Source organism: Pseudomonas turukhanskensis (assembly GCF_027922365.1).
Taxonomy (GTDB): domain Bacteria; phylum Pseudomonadota; class Gammaproteobacteria; order Pseudomonadales; family Pseudomonadaceae; genus Aquipseudomonas; species Aquipseudomonas turukhanskensis.
Window position 1 is genome coordinate 755344 of the sequence record NZ_BSFN01000001.1, and the last position, 18500, is coordinate 773843.

The 18500-nt window shown below is 62.5% G+C and carries 12 protein-coding genes; 5 read left to right on the forward strand and 7 right to left on the reverse strand.

The window, feature by feature from the left end; genetic code table 11:
- Positions 1-3: 3 nt before the first annotated feature.
- From PKE98_RS03420 to PKE98_RS03430, 3 genes are all read right to left on the reverse strand, one after another.
- On the reverse strand, positions 4-864 hold the full coding sequence (locus PKE98_RS03420) for an SPFH domain-containing protein (RefSeq protein ID WP_271193853.1): 861 nt from the start codon (positions 862-864) through the stop codon (positions 4-6).
- Between the two features lie 62 nt (positions 865-926).
- Positions 927-2711, reverse strand: a complete 1785-nt coding sequence (gene tfpB, locus PKE98_RS03425) for a type IV pilus assembly ATPase TfpB (RefSeq protein ID WP_271193854.1) — start codon at positions 2709-2711, stop codon at positions 927-929.
- A 339-nt stretch (positions 2712-3050) separates the two neighbouring features.
- Complete coding sequence (locus PKE98_RS03430; RefSeq protein WP_271193855.1) at positions 3051-4421, reverse strand: CYTH domain-containing protein; 1371 nt, start codon at positions 4419-4421, stop codon at positions 3051-3053.
- A gap of 185 nt (positions 4422-4606) precedes the next feature.
- Between PKE98_RS03430 and argE the strand changes: the two genes are divergently transcribed.
- Both argE and argA read left to right on the forward strand, forming a co-directional pair.
- On the forward strand, positions 4607-5764 hold the full coding sequence (gene argE / locus PKE98_RS03435; protein WP_271193856.1) for an acetylornithine deacetylase: 1158 nt from the start codon (positions 4607-4609) through the stop codon (positions 5762-5764).
- A gap of 114 nt (positions 5765-5878) precedes the next feature.
- Positions 5879-7177, forward strand: coding sequence for an amino-acid N-acetyltransferase (gene argA / locus PKE98_RS03440; protein WP_271193857.1), 1299 nt, complete (start codon positions 5879-5881; stop codon positions 7175-7177).
- A gap of 240 nt (positions 7178-7417) precedes the next feature.
- Here argA and rmf read toward each other — a convergent pair whose 3' ends face one another.
- The 4 genes from rmf to PKE98_RS03460 form a co-directional block, all read right to left on the reverse strand.
- On the reverse strand, positions 7418-7630 hold the full coding sequence (rmf, locus tag PKE98_RS03445; protein WP_271193858.1) for a ribosome modulation factor: 213 nt from the start codon (positions 7628-7630) through the stop codon (positions 7418-7420).
- A 109-nt stretch (positions 7631-7739) separates the two neighbouring features.
- Complete coding sequence (gshA, locus tag PKE98_RS03450; protein ID WP_271193859.1) at positions 7740-9323, reverse strand: glutamate--cysteine ligase; 1584 nt, start codon at positions 9321-9323, stop codon at positions 7740-7742.
- A gap of 159 nt (positions 9324-9482) precedes the next feature.
- Positions 9483-9890: a PaaI family thioesterase gene (locus tag PKE98_RS03455; RefSeq protein WP_271193860.1), complete on the reverse strand. Its 408-nt coding sequence runs from the start codon at positions 9888-9890 to the stop codon at positions 9483-9485.
- Between the two features lie 3 nt (positions 9891-9893).
- Positions 9894-12206 carry a Tex family protein gene (locus tag PKE98_RS03460; RefSeq protein WP_271193861.1) on the reverse strand — a complete coding sequence of 771 codons (2313 nt, stop codon included), beginning with the start codon at positions 12204-12206 and terminating at the stop codon, positions 9894-9896.
- Between the two features lie 162 nt (positions 12207-12368).
- Here PKE98_RS03460 and ompR point away from each other — a divergent pair, with 162 nt between their 5' ends.
- From ompR to PKE98_RS03475, 3 genes are all read left to right on the forward strand, one after another.
- The gene (ompR, locus tag PKE98_RS03465) at positions 12369-13100 is read left to right on the forward strand and encodes an osmolarity response regulator transcription factor OmpR (protein WP_271193862.1); all 732 of its coding nucleotides are present in this window, start codon (positions 12369-12371) and stop codon (positions 13098-13100) included.
- 118 nt (positions 13101-13218) lie between these two features.
- Positions 13219-14532, forward strand: a complete 1314-nt coding sequence (locus PKE98_RS03470; RefSeq protein WP_271193863.1) for an ATP-binding protein — start codon at positions 13219-13221, stop codon at positions 14530-14532.
- Between the two features lie 105 nt (positions 14533-14637).
- Entirely contained in the window at positions 14638-18408 is a 3771-nt protein-coding gene (locus tag PKE98_RS03475; protein WP_271193864.1) for a bifunctional diguanylate cyclase/phosphodiesterase, read from the forward strand.
- The last annotated feature ends 92 nt before the right edge of the window (positions 18409-18500 follow it).

Sequence of the window (18500 nt, forward strand, 5' to 3'; positions counted from 1 at the left end):
TCCTTACGCTTTCTTGCTGGTGTCGAATGTCGCTTTGACGATCTCGCCAATGCCGCCCACGGCGCCAATAACCTGGCTGGCTTCCAGTGGCATCAGAATCACTTTGCTGTTGTCGGCTGAAGCCAGCTTGCCCAGTGCATCGATGTACTTCTGGGCAACAAAATAGTTGATGGCCTGCACGTTTCCGCTGGCGATGGCTTCGGAAACCACCTGGGTGGCACGGGCTTCGGCTTCGGCCTGACGCTCGCGGGCTTCGGACTCCAGAAACGCGGCCTGCCGCTCACCTTCGGCTTCAAGAATCTGCGCTTGCTTCTTGCCCTCGGCGGTCAGAATGGCGGCAGCGCGCAGGCCTTCGGCCTCGAGAATCTGGGCGCGTTTGACCCGCTCGGCTTTCATCTGCCCGGACATCGCGGCCATCAGGTCGGCGGGTGGGCTGATGTCCTTGATTTCGATGCGGGTGATCTTGATGCCCCACGGCGCGGTGGCTTCATCCACGGTGCGCAGCAGGCGTTCGTTGATCACATCACGTTGGCCGAGCATGGCGTCCAGTTCCATGGAACCAAGCACGGTGCGGATATTGGTTTGCAGCAGGTTGCGAATCGCGTGTTCGAGGTTATTCACCTCGTAGGCCGCCTGAGCGGTGTTCACCACCTGGAAGAAACACACGGCATCGATCTGCACCGTGGCGTTGTCCGAAGTGATGACCTCCTGCGGCGGAATATCCAGCACGTTTTCCATCACGTTGATGCGCCGGCCAAAGCGCTCCACCGTCCACTCGAAGCCTTGTGGCACCACCTTGAAACCCATGAACAGAATGGCGACCGCGAGGCCGACGAAGAGAAAAAGCACACTGCCGATTTGCATAACCAGTCCTTGTTGTTGAGTTGAGGCAGCCTTGAACCGTAGGAGCGGCGCAGGCGTGAACCTTACTTCTGTTCGCTCTGCGGTGTCACCCGCAGCACTTCCTCAATGGTGGTGAGACCGGCCGCAACCTTCTGTGCACCGGAGAGGCGCAGGCTGCGCATGCCCTCCTTGAACGCTTGGCGACGCAGGGAAAGCAGGTCGGTGTCAGCGCTGATAAACGGCTTGAGGCTGTCGCTCAGTTGCATGATTTCGTACACCCCGGCCCGGCCGCGATACCCGGTGTCACGGCATTCCAGGCAACCCACGGCCTTGTGTGCGCCTGTCGGCAGCGGCGCACTCCAGGGACGGGTCAGTGATTGCCAGTCCTCCTCGGAAATCTCTACCGGCACCTTGCAGTGCGGGCACAGCGTGCGTACCAGGCGCTGGGCCATTACCCCAAGAAGGGTGGCTTTTAGCAGGTAATACGGCACACCCAGCTCCAGCAAGCGGGTGATGGCGCTCGGTGCGTCGTTGGTGTGCAGGGTGGAGAGCACAAGGTGGCCGGTGAGCGCCGCCTGAATGGCCATCTCGGCCGTTTCCAGGTCGCGGATCTCGCCGACCATGATGATGTCCGGGTCTTGGCGCATCAGGGCGCGTACGCCGCTGGCGAAGTTCAGGTCGATATTGTGCTGCACCTGCATCTGGTTGAAGGCCGGCTCAATCATCTCGATGGGGTCTTCGATAGTGCACAGGTTGACCTCAGAGGTGGCCAGCTTTTTCAACGAGGTGTACAGCGTGGTGGTCTTGCCTGAGCCGGTGGGGCCGGTCACCAGAATGATGCCGTTGGGCTGGCTGGTCATTTCCAGCCAGCGCCGCAGGTCGTCCGGCGAGAAGCCCAACTGATCGAAATTTTTCAGCAGCACTTCCGGGTCGAAAATCCGCATCACCATCTTTTCGCCGAACGCGGTGGGCAGGGTCGACAGGCGCAGCTCCACCTCGCCGCCGTCCGGGGTTTTGGTCTTCACCCGGCCATCCTGCGGTTTGCGTTTTTCCGCTACGTTCATGCGGCCCAGGGTCTTCAGGCGGCTGACGATGGCCATGGTGACCTGGGGTGGGAATTGGTAAACGTTGTGCAGCACGCCGTCGATGCGAAAGCGCACCGTGCCCTGTTCGCGGCGTGGCTCGATATGGATATCGCTGGCGCGCTGCTGGTAGGCGTACTGGAACAGCCAGTCGACGATATTGACGATATGCGAGTCGTTGGCGTCCGGCTCCTGGTCGCTGGCGCCCAGGTTGAGCAACTGCTCGAAGTTACCGACGTTGGTGCCCTTGCTATCCACCGCCGAGGCGCCGCTGACCGATTTGGCCAGGCGAAAGAACTCCACGGTAAAGCGCTGGATATCAGCCGGGTTGGCCACCACGCGCTTGATCGGGCGTTTGAGCACGTGGGTCAGGTTGGCTTCCCAACTGCTGACAAACGGCTGCGCACTGGCAATGGTCACCGCTTCGTTATCGGCGGCTACGGCAAGAATCTTGTGGCGCTGGGCGAAGGCGTAAGACATCAGCGGGGTAACCGCCGCCACGTTGATCTTCAGTGGGTCGATGCGCAAGTAAGGCTGCCCGGCCAGGTTAGCCAGCCAGATGGCCAGGGTTTCCAGATCAAGCTTTTTACCGGGGCGGCTGAGGTCGTCTACCTGCTGCGCGGCGATAAACTCCAGCGGGTGCATTTGCGTATTGCTGGAGCTGCGACGGATCGCCATCAGCTGTTCGGCTGTGTCCTGAGCCACGCGGCCCTGGCTGACCAACTCGCGCAACAGGTCATTGAGATCCAGCGTGCGATCTTGGCCCTGGGTAGCGAAGGCAGACATGCGAACTCCTGATTAACACGGCATTGCGAAGCGAATTGAAATCTCCAGAGCGTGGCTGGAGCGCATCAAGAATAGTCGCAAGCATGCCCGAATGCGTGGTTTGGCGCCAAACCGAGTCGACATCAAAACAAACTCAAATGCTTTGCACCCCTCTCCCGCCAAACAAACTCAAATGTTTTGCACCCCTCTCCCGCTTGCGGGAGAGGGGCCGGGGGTGAGGGTGAGGGGGCAAAAGAAAATCTCGCGACGGGAACCAAAGAGATGTACAGCAACAACCCCTCTCCCGCCCTTCGGGCACCCTCTCCCGCGAGCGGGCGAGGGGAAACTGCCGAGAGCGCGTTACATCTTCAGCAGGGTTTTCCACGCCTTGGTCGTCAGCACCGTCTGCGCTTGCTGGCTGCGCGCGTCCAGGCAGTCGTCTTCAATCGCCCGGTGGGCCAGGTCACGCAGCTTGTTCAGCTCGCCATAAAGACGGTCCACCTCTGGTACATCTACCAGCACTTGGCGCGCCAGGCGCAACCACACCTGAATGCGCTCGATACGCGGCAGTTGCTCGGCCAGGTCTTCGGGTTGCTGCTGATAGCGACTCAATTGCAGGCTGCGGGCCTCTTCGGCCAGCAGGGTCGGCAGCCAGTTGCCCAGCGGCGCGGCGCCTTGGCGATTGCCACGACTGTTGCGTTCGGCGGTCCAGGCGTTGGTCAGCAACCAAAGCGAGGTATTAAGGGAGAACTGGCCCCAGCGGGTGCCTTGCAGTTCTTCCTGGAACAATGCGGGTGCCGCCTGGCGCGCGTCGTCATCGGTAAGGCCGGCCACCACGCGAGGGCGCCAATCGCCGAGCAGCGCATCCAGACGCTCGCGCAAGTCATGGCTGCTGGCGCGCGGAGCGGCCTGGCCGAGGCTGCTGAGCAGGGCGCGCAGGTCGACCAGGTGCTCCAGCCACTCCACCAGCAAACGCCAATGACCGTTGAAACGGTATTGCTCGGCCAGGCGCTGACTACTACCGAGCAGATTCCAGGCCAGGGCGCTGAACGCCGAGTCCAGCGGCTGTTCAACGGTCAGTTCAGGGTGCGGCAGGCTCAAGGAATAGCTGTTGGCATCGAACAGACGATAACCGCGCTCGGCCTTGCTGATATCGCAGGGCATCAACGGCAGATCGGCGGCCAGCTCGGCAGCCAATTCCAGCAGTGCCTGCGGCTCTCCCTGGCGCAGTTCCAGTTCCAGCTCGCAAATCTCTTCTTCGTGGCCGCCGGCGACTACCTTGCCGAGGTCCAGCGCGGCTTCCACGACGACTTTGGCCTTGCCACGGCCCCACGCGATTTCCGCGCGCTCGCGCACAAAGTCGGTGGTGAAGATCACTTGCAGGGTTTTCTTGTCCAACTGCGCAAGCGACGCAGGCCAGCAACTGTCATCGAGCTTTTTAAGGTCGAGCTTGGCCTTGGCCACGTCCCAGTCGTACTCGTTGCGCTCGGACAGCCCGGCCACGCTTTGCCCGCGGGTTTTCAGGGTCTGGATAAATTGAACGCCGTCGCGGCGGATGCGCAAGGCGATTCGTGCCTTGGCCAGGTCGCGCTCGGGGGTGTCGAAATATTGGTTGAGCAGTTCGCGCTGCTCCCAGCCCGCCTTGTTGCGCTTTTTCAGCAACGGGTGGTCGCGCAGGGCAGTGAGGGTTTCGCGGCTGACGCGGAGTTTGATTTCGGTTTCTTTCTGCATGGCCGGGGAATCCAAACGCTGTTAACTAAGGCGGTGAAGTGTACAGGACGGACGGTGGATCGGCCCGAAGATCAAGCGCATCGAGGCGCAAGCCTCGATCCCTGCAAACATCAATCCCGCGCCGCTTACGGTTTATTCCTTAACGGCGATACCTCTATGATGGGTCTCGCCCGTGGAGACGTGGAATGCCATTACCAACGCTCAAAGAACAATTCGCCGCCCTGATCGCTGCGCCGTCGGTGAGCTGTACCCAGCCGAGCCTCGACCTGTCGAACAAGGCGGTGATCGACTTGCTCAGCACCTGGTTGGGCGACCTGGGGTTTACCTGCGACGTGCAACAAGTGGCCCCCGGCAAATTCAATCTGCTCGCCAGTTTTGGCTCCGGCCCCGGTGGCCTGGTGTTGGCCGGCCATAGCGATACCGTGCCGTACGACGACGCCCTGTGGAAAACCGACCCGCTGAAACTCACCGAAGTGGACGGCACCTGGGTGGGTCTTGGCGTGTGCGATATGAAGAGCTTCTTTGCCCTGGTAATCGAGGCCGTATTGCCACTGTTGGCTCACCCCTTTAAACAGCCGCTGCTGGTGCTGGCCACCTGCGACGAAGAGAGCTCGATGGCCGGCGCCCGCGCCCTGGCCGCTGCCGGCAAACCACTGGGTCGCGCCGCCGTGATCGGTGAACCTACTGGCCTGCGGCCAATCCGCCTGCACAAAGGCGTGATGATGGAGCGCATCGATATTCTCGGCCGAAGCGGCCATTCTTCCGACCCAAGCCTGGGCCACAGCGCGCTGGAAGCCATGCACGCCACCATGGCCGAGCTGATGCAGCTGCGCCAGAAATGGCAACGCCTGTACCGCAACGAGCAGTTCAGCGTGCCGCAGCCGACCATGAATTTTGGCTGCATCCATGGCGGCGATAATCCCAACCGCATCTGCGGCCAATGCTCGCTGGAGTTCGACTTGCGGCCTTTGCCGGGTATGGACGCCGAGCAACTGCGCGCTGCCATTCGCGAGAAGCTCAAGCCAATTGCCGAGCGCCATGAAGTCAAGATCGACTACGCGCCGCTGTTTCCCCACGTGCCGGCGTTTGAGCAGGCTGCCGACGCCGAATTGGTGCGCGTGGCCGAGCGCTTGACGGGGCATCGTGCCGAGGCAGTGGCATTCGGCACCGAAGCACCTTATCTTCAGCAGCTCGGTTGCGAGACCATCGTGCTCGGCCCGGGCGATATCAGCTGTGCGCATCAGCCTGGCGAATTCCTGGAGTTGTCACGTTTGCAGCCCACAGTGAAGGTGCTGCGTGAACTGATTCAGCACTATTGCCTCACCCCAACCACCCAGCCATGACCCACCCAATGACAAGGAGCACCCGCGTGTTGCAGCCCCAATTCCGACGATAAAGCTGATCTCCCGCTGTACCTGCACAGGCTTTCTCATCTCGAATAAAAGGCTCTTCGCGTCATGCCCGAATACGTCAATTGGCTTCGCCATGCTTCGCCCTATATCAACGCCCACCGCGACTGCACCTTTGTGGTCATGCTGCCCGGCGACGGCGTTGCGCACCCCAACTTCGGCAATATCGTTCACGACCTGGTGCTGCTGCACAGCCTGGGCGTACGCCTGGTGCTGGTGCACGGTTCGCGCCCGCAGATTGAAGCGCGCCTGGCTGCCCGTGGCCTGACCCCGCACTACCACCGTGATATGCGCATAACCGACGGCCCGACCCTGGAATGCGTGATCGACGCCGTGGGTCAGTTGCGTATTGCCATTGAAGCGCGGCTGTCGATGGACATGGCCGCCTCGCCAATGCAGGGCTCGCGCTTGCGGGTGGCGGGCGGCAACTTCGTTACGGCGCGGCCGATCGGCGTGGTGGAAGGTGTGGACTACCACCACACCGGTGAGGTACGCCGGGTCGACCGCAAAGGCATTGGCCGGCTGTTGGACGAGCGCTCCATTGTGCTGCTGTCGCCGCTTGGTTATTCGCCTACCGGCGAAATCTTCAACCTGGCCTGCGAAGACGTGGCCATGCGTGCGGCCATCGACCTGGGCGCCGACAAGTTGATTCTGTTCGGCAATGAACAGGGCCTGATGGACGACGCCGGCAAGTTGGTGCGCGAACTGCGCCCACAGCAGGTGCCCAATCATTTGCAGCGCCTGGGCAACAGTTACCAGGCCGAACTGCTCGATGCGGCGGCGCAGGCGTGCCGCGGCGGGGTGAAACGCGCGCATATCGTCAGCTACAGCGAGGACGGCTCATTGCTCACCGAGCTGTTTACCCGCGACGGCGGCGGCACGCTGGTGGACCAGGAGCAATTCGAGCAACTGCGCGAGGCCACCATTGAAGACGTGGGCGGCTTGATCGACCTGATCAGCCCGCTGGAAGAGCAGGGCATTCTGGTGCGCCGTTCACGGGAAGTGCTGGAGCGCGAGATCGAGCAGTTCACCATCGTCGAGCGCGACGGCCTGATCATCGCCTGCGCGGCGCTTTATCAAATTGCCGACTCGGACAGTGGAGAGCTGGCGTGCCTGGCCGTGAACCCGGAATACCGTCATGGCGGTCGCGGCGATGAGCTGCTGGAGCGAATCGAAGAGCGCGCAAAAGCGCAGGGGTTGAAGACCTTGTTTGTGCTGACGACCCGCACGGCCCACTGGTTCCGCGAGCGCGGCTTTGAGCCCAGCGGCGTGGAACGGCTGCCGGCCGCCAGGGCTTCGCTGTACAACTATCAGCGTAATTCGCAGATTTTTGAGAAGCAGTTGTAGGGTCGAAGCTCTTCAATCTATTCCCTCTCCCGCGTCCGGGAGAGGGTGCCCGAAGGGCGGGTGAGAGGCTTTGGCGGTGACCGAGTGTGCTTCGACCCTCACCCCCGGCCCCTCTCCCGCGTGTGAGAGAGGGTGCTCGCAGGGCGGGTGAGAGGCTTTGGCGGAGACCGAATGTGCTTCGACCCTCACCCCCGGCCCCTCTCCCGCACGCGGGAGAGGGGGGCAGAGCCTTTGACTTTGTTATGCCGTCTTCTGCGCCAATAGCTGATACTGCTCTTCCCCATCATCCCGACCCGCTTCCCAGGCAGCCGCAAGCACATCGGCGGCGTGGGGTTGGTTGCTGATGGGGCTGCCGGTCAAACCTGCCATGTAGCCTTGTTGGTAAGCCTTATTGAGGCTTTCCAGGCTCCATTGCGGGTCGTCTTCCTTGGGGATGGCCTCTGGGGGCGCCATGGGCAAGCTCGCGTGGGGTAACTGGGCTAATGCTAGCCGCGCCCGGCCGGTCGCGACTGACCGTCGGTCCCGGCTTTTACCCCGCTGGCTTTTTTTGTGACGCTGTCGACTAAACCGCCAACGCCAGAATACTGGCCTGGTAGGCGGCAACAAACGTGTCGAAATCGCCACTCTGTTCCGCTTCGGTTGCAGCCTGATCGGCCAGCGATTGCTTTACCGACTCTTCGAACTGCGCGCTTTGCTCGGCACTCAGCGGCGTGCTGCGAAAGTACGCGGCATGGGCCTGACTTTGCTGAAACGAGAACTCGGCAAAGGTCTGCTTGTTGGCCTGCAAGGCGCTCAGCACCTGCGCCGACGGGGTCAGCGTCACGTCGGCCACCTTAGCGCGCTGAGCCGCCAGGGCTTGCACGTGCTGGTCGCCGCCATTGCTCTGGTCGAGCAGGGCGCTGAGCTTGCCGATGCTATCCAGCAGCTCGTTTGCCCACTCCTGCAGGCCGATGCCCAGCCCGTTGCGCTGCAGTTGCAGGCCCGGTTTGCGGCCTTCCTTCACTACAGTGAGGAAATTGTAGGTGCAGCCATGGCATTCGTTGCTGCTCAGGTATGGGCTGTCTTGCAGGGCACAGAACAGCACGAAAGCGTCGATAAAACGTGCGCTCTCAAGGTCGATGCCCATCGGCAGGAACGGGTTGATATCCAGGCAGCGCACTTCCACGTACTGCACGCCACGGGCCATCAGCGCCTGAATCGGCCGCTCGCCGCTGTAGGTCACGCGCTTGGGGCGGATGTTGGAGTAGTACTCGTTTTCGATCTGCAGGATGTTGGTGTTCAGCTGTTGCCACTCGCCATCCTTCTTCGTGCCCGCTTCGGCATAGGCCGGGTAGGGCGTCGACACCGCGCAACGCAGGCTGTCGGTGTAGCTGGCCAGGTCGTCGTAGCACGGCGTAAGTCCGGCCTGGGCGTTGCTCTGGTAACCCAGGTCGCTCATGCGCAGGCTGGTGGCGTAGGGCAGGTATAGCGTGTGGTCGTCAAGCTGCTGCAACTTGTGCGGGCGGCCGCGCAGGAAACCGGCATCCAGCGCTGGCGAAGCACCAAACAGGTACATCAACAGCCAGCTGTAGCGCCGGAAGTTACGGATCAGGGCGATATAGCGCTCGGACTGATAGTCCCGCGGGCTCTGGGTGTCGTCTTCTGCTACTTGAAGCAGCGGCCATACCGCCTCGGGCAACGAGAAGTTGTAGTGAATGCCGGCGATACACTGCATGGTCTTGCCGTAACGCAGGGCCAGGCCCTTGCGGTAAACGTATTTGAGGCGGCCGATATTCGAATTGCCGTAGCGGGCGATGGGAATCACCTCTTCTTCCGGCAATGGGCAGGGCATGGACGGGCTCCACAGATACTCGTTGTCGAGTTTGCTGTAGGCAAAGCGATGGATCTGTTCGAGGTCCGCCAGCGTTGCTGCCGGATCCGGCTCGGCCGGGGTAATGAACTCCAGCAGCGATTCGGAGTAATCGGTGGTGATCTGCGGGTGAGTCAGGGCAGAGCCCAAGGCGATGGGGTGCGGCGTCAGGGCGAGTTGCCCCTGGCTATCGACGCGCAGGCATTCGCGCTCGATCCCGTGCAGGCACTGGGTAAGCAAATTCAAGTGGGCGGGCTTGCTGAGCAGTGCCAAACGGCGGGAGAGGAGGTCGCTCAATTTTGTGTTCCTTCGCGTCAGTCGGCCCTATATGGGGGTGGCTCTAACGGTCTACAAGGGGGCAAATGAGGAACTGGCGTTGACGCCTGGTTTACTGATGCCAGACAGATTAACCGCAGCGCAGGCGGAACTCACGCGGCGGTTACGCTCGGCCGGCGTTTACAGACAGGCAAACGTCGCTTGCGCCTTGGCCACCAGTTTGTCGCCCTGGTGCACTTCGGCCTCGATCACCTGCGTGCGCCGGCCCGCATGCACCACCCAGGCGCGGCAGAGAATGTCGCCATCGTCCACCGGGCGGATGTAGTTGATCTTGCTCTCCAGCGTCACCGTGCCCGGGCCGCCCACCACGCTGTGGCTGGCCTGGCCCATGGCCGTGTCGATGAGGGAGAACAGCGCGCCGCCATGCAGCTTACCGTGCAGGTTACGCAGGCCGTCGTGCATGCTCAGGCCAATGATCGCCTCGCCGCCGTCGGCCTTGAGAATATGCAGTCCCAGCAAACGGGCAAATGCGCTTTTACTGCCGACTTCTTCGCAATTGGAAGGCGTTTCGTCCGCTGGCTGGGTCATGGATTATTTCCGCAGTTGTTTGGCGTTGGCGAACAGCGAGGCCATGGCGTTATTGCTTGGCGCAGGCTGCGTGGTGGGTTGCGCTTGCGGGCGTGGCTTGCCGCCGCCTTTATTGCCGCCACCGCGTGGGCCGTCGATTTTCTCGCCCGGCGTGTCGCCCATGCGCATGGACAGCGCGATGCGGTTACGCGGGATGTCCACTTCCATCACCTTGACCTTCACCACATCACCGGCCTTGACCGCTTCACGTGGGTCTTTGACGAATTTTTCCGACAGCGCCGAGATGTGCACCAGCCCGTCCTGGTGCACGCCGATATCGACGAATGCACCGAAGTTGGTGACGTTGGTCACCACGCCTTCGAGGACCATGCCCAGTTGCAGGTCTTGCAGGGTTTCCACACCGTCCTGGAACTCGGCGGTCTTGAACTCCGGGCGCGGGTCGCGACCGGGTTTTTCCAGCTCGGCGAGGATGTCGCTAACGGTCACCAGGCCGAAGGTTTCATCGGTGAACTTCTTCGGGTCCAGGCGCTTGAGGAAGCTGGCATCGCCAATCAGCGAGCGCAGATCGCGGCCGGTGTCGGCGGCAATACGTTGCACCAGCGGGTAGGTTTCCGGGTGCACGGCGGAGGCGTCCAACGGGTTGTCGCCGTTCATCACGCGCAGAAAGCCGGCGGCTTGTTCGAAGGTTTTGTCGCCCAGACGCGGCACCTTTTTCAGGGCGTCGCGGGTTTTGAACGCACCGTGGGAGTCGCGGTGGTTAACGATGTTCTGCGCCAGGGTGGTGTTCAGGCCAGAGATACGCGCCAGCAACGGCACCGAGGCCGTGTTTACGTCCACGCCCACGGCGTTTACGCAGTCTTCCACCACGGCATCCAGGCTGCGCGCCAGCTTCAACTGCGACACGTCGTGCTGGTACTGGCCGACACCGATGGATTTAGGGTCGATCTTCACCAGCTCGGCCAGCGGGTCTTGCAGGCGACGGGCGATGGACACGGCGCCACGGATCGACACGTCCAGGTCCGGGAATTCCTTGGCCGCCAGCTCCGAAGCCGAATACACCGAGGCGCCGGCTTCGCTGACCATGATTTTGGTCATCTTCAGCTCTGGCAGTTTTTTGATCAGCTCGGCGGCCAGCTTGTCGCTCTCGCGGCTGGCTGTGCCGTTGCCGATGGAAATCAGGTCCACGCGGTGCTTGATGCACAGCGCGCCGAGGATGGCCAGGGTCTGGTCCCACTGTTTTTGCGGCACGTGCGGGTACACGGTGGCGTATTCCAAGAGCTTGCCGGTGGCATCGACCACGGCGATCTTGCAGCCGGTACGCAGGCCCGGGTCCAGGCCCAGGGTGGCGCGCGGGCCGGCCGGGGCGGCCAGCAGCAGGTCGTGCAGGTTGTGGGCGAAAACATTGATCGCCTCGGTTTCGGCGCCGTCGCGCAGCTCGCCCAGAAGGTCGGTTTCCAGGTGCGTGTAGAGTTTGACCTTCCAAGTCCAGCGCACCACTTCGCCGAGCCATTTATCAGCCGGGCGGTTTTCGTTCTTCACGCCGAAATGCTCGGCGATCATGCCTTCGCACGGGTGCAGGCTGCCGGGCGCTTCATCGCCGACTTTCAGCGCCGAGCTGAGAATGCCTTCGTTGCGGCCACGGAAAATCGCCAGGGCACGGTGCGAGGGCATGCTTTTGAGCGGCTCGTCGTGTTCGAAGTAATCGCGGAACTTGGCGCCTTCTTCTTCCTTGCCGGCTACCACGCGGGCGCTGAGGATGGCCTCGTGCTTAAGGAAACTGCGCAGTTTATCCAGCAGCTTGGCGTCTTCGGCAAAGCGCTCCATGAGGATGTACTTGGCGCCTTCGAGCACGGCCTTGACGTCGGCGAAGCCTTTTTCGGCATCGATAAAACGCGCCGCTTCGGTTTCGGGCGTCAGGCTCGGGTCGTTGAACAGGCCGTCGGCCAACTCGCCGATGCCGGCTTCCAGGGCGATCTGGCCCTTGGTGCGGCGCTTCTGCTTATAGGGCAGGTACAGGTCTTCGAGGCGGGTCTTGGTGTCGGCGAGGTTGATCTCGCGGGTCAGCTCGGGGGTGAGTTTGCCCTGTTCCTCGATGCTGGCGAGGATGCTGGCGCGGCGCTCGTCCAGCTCGCGCAGGTAGCGCAGGCGCTCTTCCAGATTACGCAGCTGGGTGTCATCCAGGCTGCCGGTGACTTCTTTACGGTAGCGGGCAATAAACGGAACGGTGGAACCTTCATCCAGCAAGGCAACGGCAGCGGCGACTTGCTGCGGGCGAACGCCCAATTCCTGGGCAATACGGTTGTTGATGCTTTCCATTAATAAAAAACTCACTTAACTAGGATGAACTGACACAAAAAGTGGAAGGCCGGCATTATACGCAGGGCGTTTTAATGCGACCGGGAAAAATCTGCTAACGAATGCCGCACACGCCGTCTCTGGTGTCTGCGCCATAATGCGCGACGATTTAGAGGAGCACTTATGAGCAATACGGCCCCGCTGGAAGGCGAAAAAATCCTGATCGTCGATGACGATCCCGGTCTGCGACGCCTGCTGGAACGTTTTCTGGAAGAGCAAGGCTACCGCGTTCGGGCGGTGGAAAACGTTGAGCAGATGGACCGCCTGCTGTCGCGCGAACTCTTTCAACTGCTGGTACTGGATTTGATGCTGCCGGGCGAAGACGGCCTGTCGGCGTGCAAACGTCTGCGTGAAGCCAACAACCAGATGCCCATCATCATGCTTACCGCCAAAGGCGATGAGAGCAGCCGTATTCAGGGCCTTGAGCAGGGCGCTGACGACTACCTGGCCAAGCCGTTCAATCCGCGCGAACTGCTGGCGCGGATCAAAGCCGTGCTGCGCCGCCAGACCGTTTCCGTGCCAGGTGCGCCGGGTAGCGAAGACGAAACCGTGAGCTTTGGCGACTACGAACTGTTCCTCGCCACCCGCGAGCTCAAGCGTGGCGAAGAAGTGCATATGCTCACCACCGGCGAGTTCGCCGTGCTCAAGGCGCTGGTGCAACATGCCCGCGAGCCGCTGACCCGCGACAAGCTGATGAACCTGGCCCGTGGCCGCGAGTGGGACGCCCTGGAGCGCTCCATCGACGTGCAGATTTCCCGCCTGCGCCGGTTGATCGAGCCAGACCCGTCCAAGCCGCGCTACATCCAGACGGTGTGGGGCGTGGGGTATGTGTTTGTGCCGGATGGCAATAAGTAACGCCTGAGTAACGCTGTACCTGTGGGAGAGGCTTTAGCCTCGATGCTTTTAAATCAACAGCATCGAGGCTAAAGCCTCTCCCACAAAAAGCCCTCTCCTCCAGAATCCTTACTCCCCCATGAAAACCCCCGTCTGGTTCCCGCAAAGCTTCTTCGCCCGCACCCTCTGGCTGGTGCTGGTGGTGGTGCTGTTTTCCAAAGCGCTTACCTTGGTTTATTTGATGATGAACGAGGACGTGCTGGTCGATCGCCAGTACAGCCACGGCGCCGCGTTGACCCTGCGGGCGTACTGGGCGACCGAGCAAGACAAGCGGCCGGTCATCGAAAAAGCCGCCGGCCTGCGCTGGACCTCCGACGCCGAAGAGCCGCCGGGCGAGCAGCACTGGCCCTACACCGGCATCTTCCAACGGCAGATGCGCATGGAGTTGGGCCCGGACACCGAAGTGCGCCTGCGCATCCATCAGCCGTCGGCGTTGTGGGTACGTGCCCCGGCCCTGGGTGACGGTTGGGTGGAAGTGCCGCTGTACCCGCACCCACTGCGCGGGCAGAAAATCTGGGGTGTGCTGGGCTGGTTCCTGGCCATCGGTGTGCTTTCCACCGCGGCCGCGTGGATTTTCGTACGCCAGCTCAACCAACCCTTGAAGCGCCTGGTATCAGCCACCCGCCAACTCGGCCAGGGCCGCAGCGTGCGCCTGCCGATCAGCGATACCCCGAGTGAAATGACCGAGGTGTATAGCGCCTTCAACCAGATGGCCGACGGCCTCGAACAGGCCGCCCGCGAGCGTGAGCTGATGCTGGCCGGGGTCTCGCACGACCTGCGCACCCCGCTTACCCGCCTGCGCCTGGGCCTGGAATTGCTCAACAGCGACACCGAACTGGTCGAGGATATGGTGCGCGATATCGAAGACATGGACGCCATCCTCGACCAGTTCCTGGCCTTTATCCGCGACGGTCGCGACGAGCGACTGGAAGAAGTGGACCTGGCCGATCTGGTGGCAGACGTCGTGGCGCCGTTCAATCACGATAGGGAAAACGTGCGCCTGTGCCTGGAGCCGGTACCGCCGTTTCCCTTGCGCCGGGTGTCGATGAAGCGCCTGCTCAACAACCTGATCGAAAACGCCCTGCACCACGGCGGTAATGCGGTGGAAGTGGCTGCCTATGTGTCCGGCGACAGCAACGCGCCATACGTAGTGCTGAGCGTGCTCGACCGCGGTCACGGCATTAACCCAGCCGAGCTGGACGATATCTTCAACCCCTTTATTCGAGGCGACCGTGCCCGCGGTGGCAAGGGCACAGGGTTGGGGCTGGCCATTGTCAAACGCATTGCCGCGCAACACGGCGGCAGTGTGGAGCTGCGCAATCGCTCCGGTGGCGGTCTGGAAGCCCGAGTCTGTCTGCCGCTCGGCCTGCTGCTTCCCCGCGACGCTGTTTAAGCCGTCTGGCATCACCCAGCATCCTTCCTCAAGTAGTGGCGAAACAGCAGCACAGACGACGTGACGCTGTTCTATGCTATGGCAGCGTCTTGGCCCGAGGTACGCATGCCTGCTGTCTTCAATACCCTCCCGAAGTGGACGTGGTGGCTCCCGCTGCCGCTGTTGCATCTCGCTACCTGGTGTTCGCTGCCTACGCAATTCACGGCTGGCTTGGCGCTGTGGTACCTGCCATTTGCCTTGGGCTTGGTGTTCACCATGTGGTGGGGGCCACGGGTGCTGCTGGCGATCGTTCTCAATGCCACCATCAGCGCGCCGCTTTGGGGGCTGGATTGGCACTGGGCGCCGCTGTTTGCCATACCCCAGGCCACTGCCACGCTGGTGGGTTGGCTGCTGCTGCGCCGACGACTGTTTGATGCCGGCCTGCCCAACCTCAGTAACCTGATTCGCTACCTGCTGCTCGGCCTGTTGGTGCCGGTGTCAGTGCAGGCCTTGCTGATGCAGGCGGCGCTGTTTGTCTCGGGTCAGGCGCCCAACGGCGATTGGGCGCTGGCCAGTCTGAACATGTGGCTGGCCGACAGCTTCAGCGCCCTGGTAGTCGCCACGCCGCTGTTCAGTTACCTCACTTACACCTTGCGCGCGCGAGGTTGGGCGCCGCCGCCCGGGGCCAGCCGGGATGACGAACTGGCCCAGCCGCGCCGGCGTCTGCCGCCGTGGTGGCTGTTGCTGGGGCTGTTGGTGGGCCTGCCATTCTTGCTGGATATTTTGCCGGTGCCGTTGATCCTGCCGCTGCTCGGCACGGTGATGTTGCTATTAGCCATGCGCTGGGGTTACCCCGGCGCGCTGAGCGGTGCCGTACTCAGCGGCCTGATGATGCGTGCCCTGCCCCTGGTGCAGAGCCGCGAAAGCGCCGCCACGCTATTGGGCGCGCCGCTCACCGAGCTGCACCTGTCGGTGCTATTGATGATGGTTGCGGCCCTGCTGATCGGCCGCAGCCTCAGCGACTTGCGTCTGGCGCTGCGCCGCAGCGCGCAGATGCAGCAGCAACTGGCCCTGGCCAACCTCGCCCTGGAAGCCAGCCCCCTGGGCATCACCATCGCCGACGCCCGCCAGCCCGACCTGCCGTTGATCTACAGCAACCCCATGTTCGAACGCATCACCGGTTACAGCCGCGCCGAAGTGCTCGGGCGCAACTGCCGTTTTCTACAAGGCGACGACCGCCGCCAAAGCGAGCTGCACGTACTGCGCTCGGCCTTGCATCGCGGAGAGGCGGCCCAGGTGGTGGTGCGCAACTACCGCAAGAACGGCACGCCATTCTGGAACGAAATCACCCTGTCGCCGTTGCGCGATGACCAGGGCATCAGCCATTACATCGCCCTGCAAAACGACGTCACCTCCCGCGAACGCCTGGCCGCCGAAATCGCCACGCGCCGCGAAGAACTGCTGCGCCAGACCCACCTGCTGTCGCAAACCGAAGCTATCGCCGATATTGGCGGCTGGGTGCTGGACGTGCCGGGCCTGGACATGTTCTGGAGCGAGGGCTGCTTCCGCCTCTATGAGCTGGACCCCAGCGGCGCCACCCCCGACTTTAACCAGGCCCTCAGCTACCTGGACAAGGAAGGCCAGGCCACCGCCCAGCGCACTCTTGCCGAAACCATGAGCGATGGCCGCCCATTCGACGTGGAAGTACGCCTGATCACCGCGCGGGGCAATTCCCGATTTCTTCGGGTGATGGGCCTCAGCGAGATGGATGACGGCAAAGTCATCCGCATCTACGGCGCCATTCAGGACATCTCCGCGCGCAAACTCACCGAACAGCAACTGCGCGAGCGCGATGAATGGCTAAGGCTGTTTTTCGAAGCGCCGCTGATCGGCATGGCCATGATCAGCCCGCAGGGCATGTGGCTGGAGGTCAACGCCAAGCTCTGCCAGGTGCTGGGCCGGGGCCGCGAAAGCCTGCGCGCTGGCGGCTGGGCGCAGATCACCCATGCCGAAGACCTGCCTGTCGAGCAGGCCTTGTTCGAAAGCGTGGCCCTGGGCGAGCGCGACGACTACGAACTGGACAAACGTTTTCTGCGTGAAGACGGCAGCGTCATCTACACCCGTCTGAGCCTGCGCGCCGTGCGCGATGCGCAGGGGCGGCTGGAAGCCTGTCTGGCGTTGATCGAAGACATCACCGCGCGCTACGAGGCCGAAGCCCGCTACCGCACCCTGGTGGAACACGCCCCGGAAGCCATCCTGCTATTTACCGAAGATGGTGGCCTGGTGGACGTCAACGAGAACGCCGAGCGTCTGTTCAAGCTTAGCCGTGACGAGCTGATCGGCCGCCGCCCGGTGGATCTCAGCCCAACCCGTCAGGCCGATGGGCGTCTCTCCGCGCAAGCCGGCATGGGCTACACCACCGCCGCCTTGGAAGGCGCCGCGCCAGTGTTTGAATGGCTGCACCGCGACAGCGCCGGCCGCCAGTTGCCGTGCGAGGTGCGGCTGGTGCGCATGCCTGGCGAGCAGAAGTTGATCCGCGCCAGCGTCACCGATATCTCCGAGCGCCAGCGCTACCAGCGGGAAATCGAACGCCTGGCCTACAGCGACGAACTTACCGGCCTACCCAACCGCCGCCTGTTGCTCGACCGTCTGCAACACGCCATGACCCGCGAAGTGCGCGACAGCTCCTTCGGCGCGCTGCTGTTTATCGACCTGGACCACTTTAAAACCGTTAACGACAGCCTTGGCCACCCCGTGGGCGATGCCTTGCTGCGCGAAGTGACGACGCGCCTGGCCGGCTGCCTGCGTGCCGAGGACACCCTCGCCCGGTTAGGCGGCGACGAATTCGTGGTGCTGCTGGAAAGCATCGGCGACAACGCCGAGGTAGCCGGCGAACACGCCGCCGATGTGGGCGAAAAGCTGCTGCAAAGCCTGCTGGGCAGCTACCAGATCGACGGCCATGAGCTGTCCATCAGCGCCAGTATCGGCATCGCCCTGCACCCGGTGGGCGACCAGGGTGCTGCCGATGTGCTCAAGCAAGCCGACACCGCCATGTACCGCGCCAAGCGCGGCGGGCGCAATGCGCTGCACTTCTTCGCCCCGGCTATGCAGGCCGCCATCGACCAGCGTCTGCAACTGCAAGGCGAATTGCGCCAGGCACTGGTGCGCAACCAGCTGCACTTGGCCTTCCAGCCGCAACTGGATTTGCTCACCGGCGAGATTGTCGGCGCCGAAGTGCTGCTGCGCTGGACCCACCCGGAGCGCGGTGAAATTCCGCCCACTCAATTTATTCCCCTGGCCGAAGAAACCGGGCTGATCCTCGATATCGGCGCCTGGGTGCTCGACGAAGCCTGCGCCACCCTGGCGCGCTGGCACCGCCGTTGGCCGGCGCTTGTACTGGCGGTCAACCTCAGCCCTCACGAGCTGCGCCAGTTTGATGTGGTGCAACGCGTGGCCGATTGCCTGCGCCGCCATAACCTGCCGGCCCGCGTGCTGGAGTTGGAAATCACCGAGGGCGTGCTGCTCGAAGATGTCGACCAGTGCATCGCCGCCATGCAGGCACTCAAGGACCTCGGCGTGCGTTTTGCCATCGATGACTTCGGCACCGGTTATTCCTCGCTCACCTACCTCAAGCGCCTACCGCTGGACCGTCTGAAAGTCGACCGCAGTTTTGTCGCCGATCTGCCCGACGATGCCAGCGGCAAAATGCTGGTGGAAACCATCCTGATGATTGCCCATAACCTGGGCCTGGAATGCGTGGCCGAAGGCATCGAGAATCTTGCCCAATACGACACCTTGCGCGGCCTCGATTGTGCCCTTGGTCAAGGCTTCTACTTCAGCCCACCGCTGGACGAAGCCGCGTTTCTCGCCTGGCTGGAACAGCCACCGTCCGCGTAGGTCTGTAGCACCTCGCATTTGCCCTGCGGTGGCGGCATTCACCGCGCTGCTTTTTTGTATGCTGAGAGCCGCCCTTTACCCGCTAAGAGTGC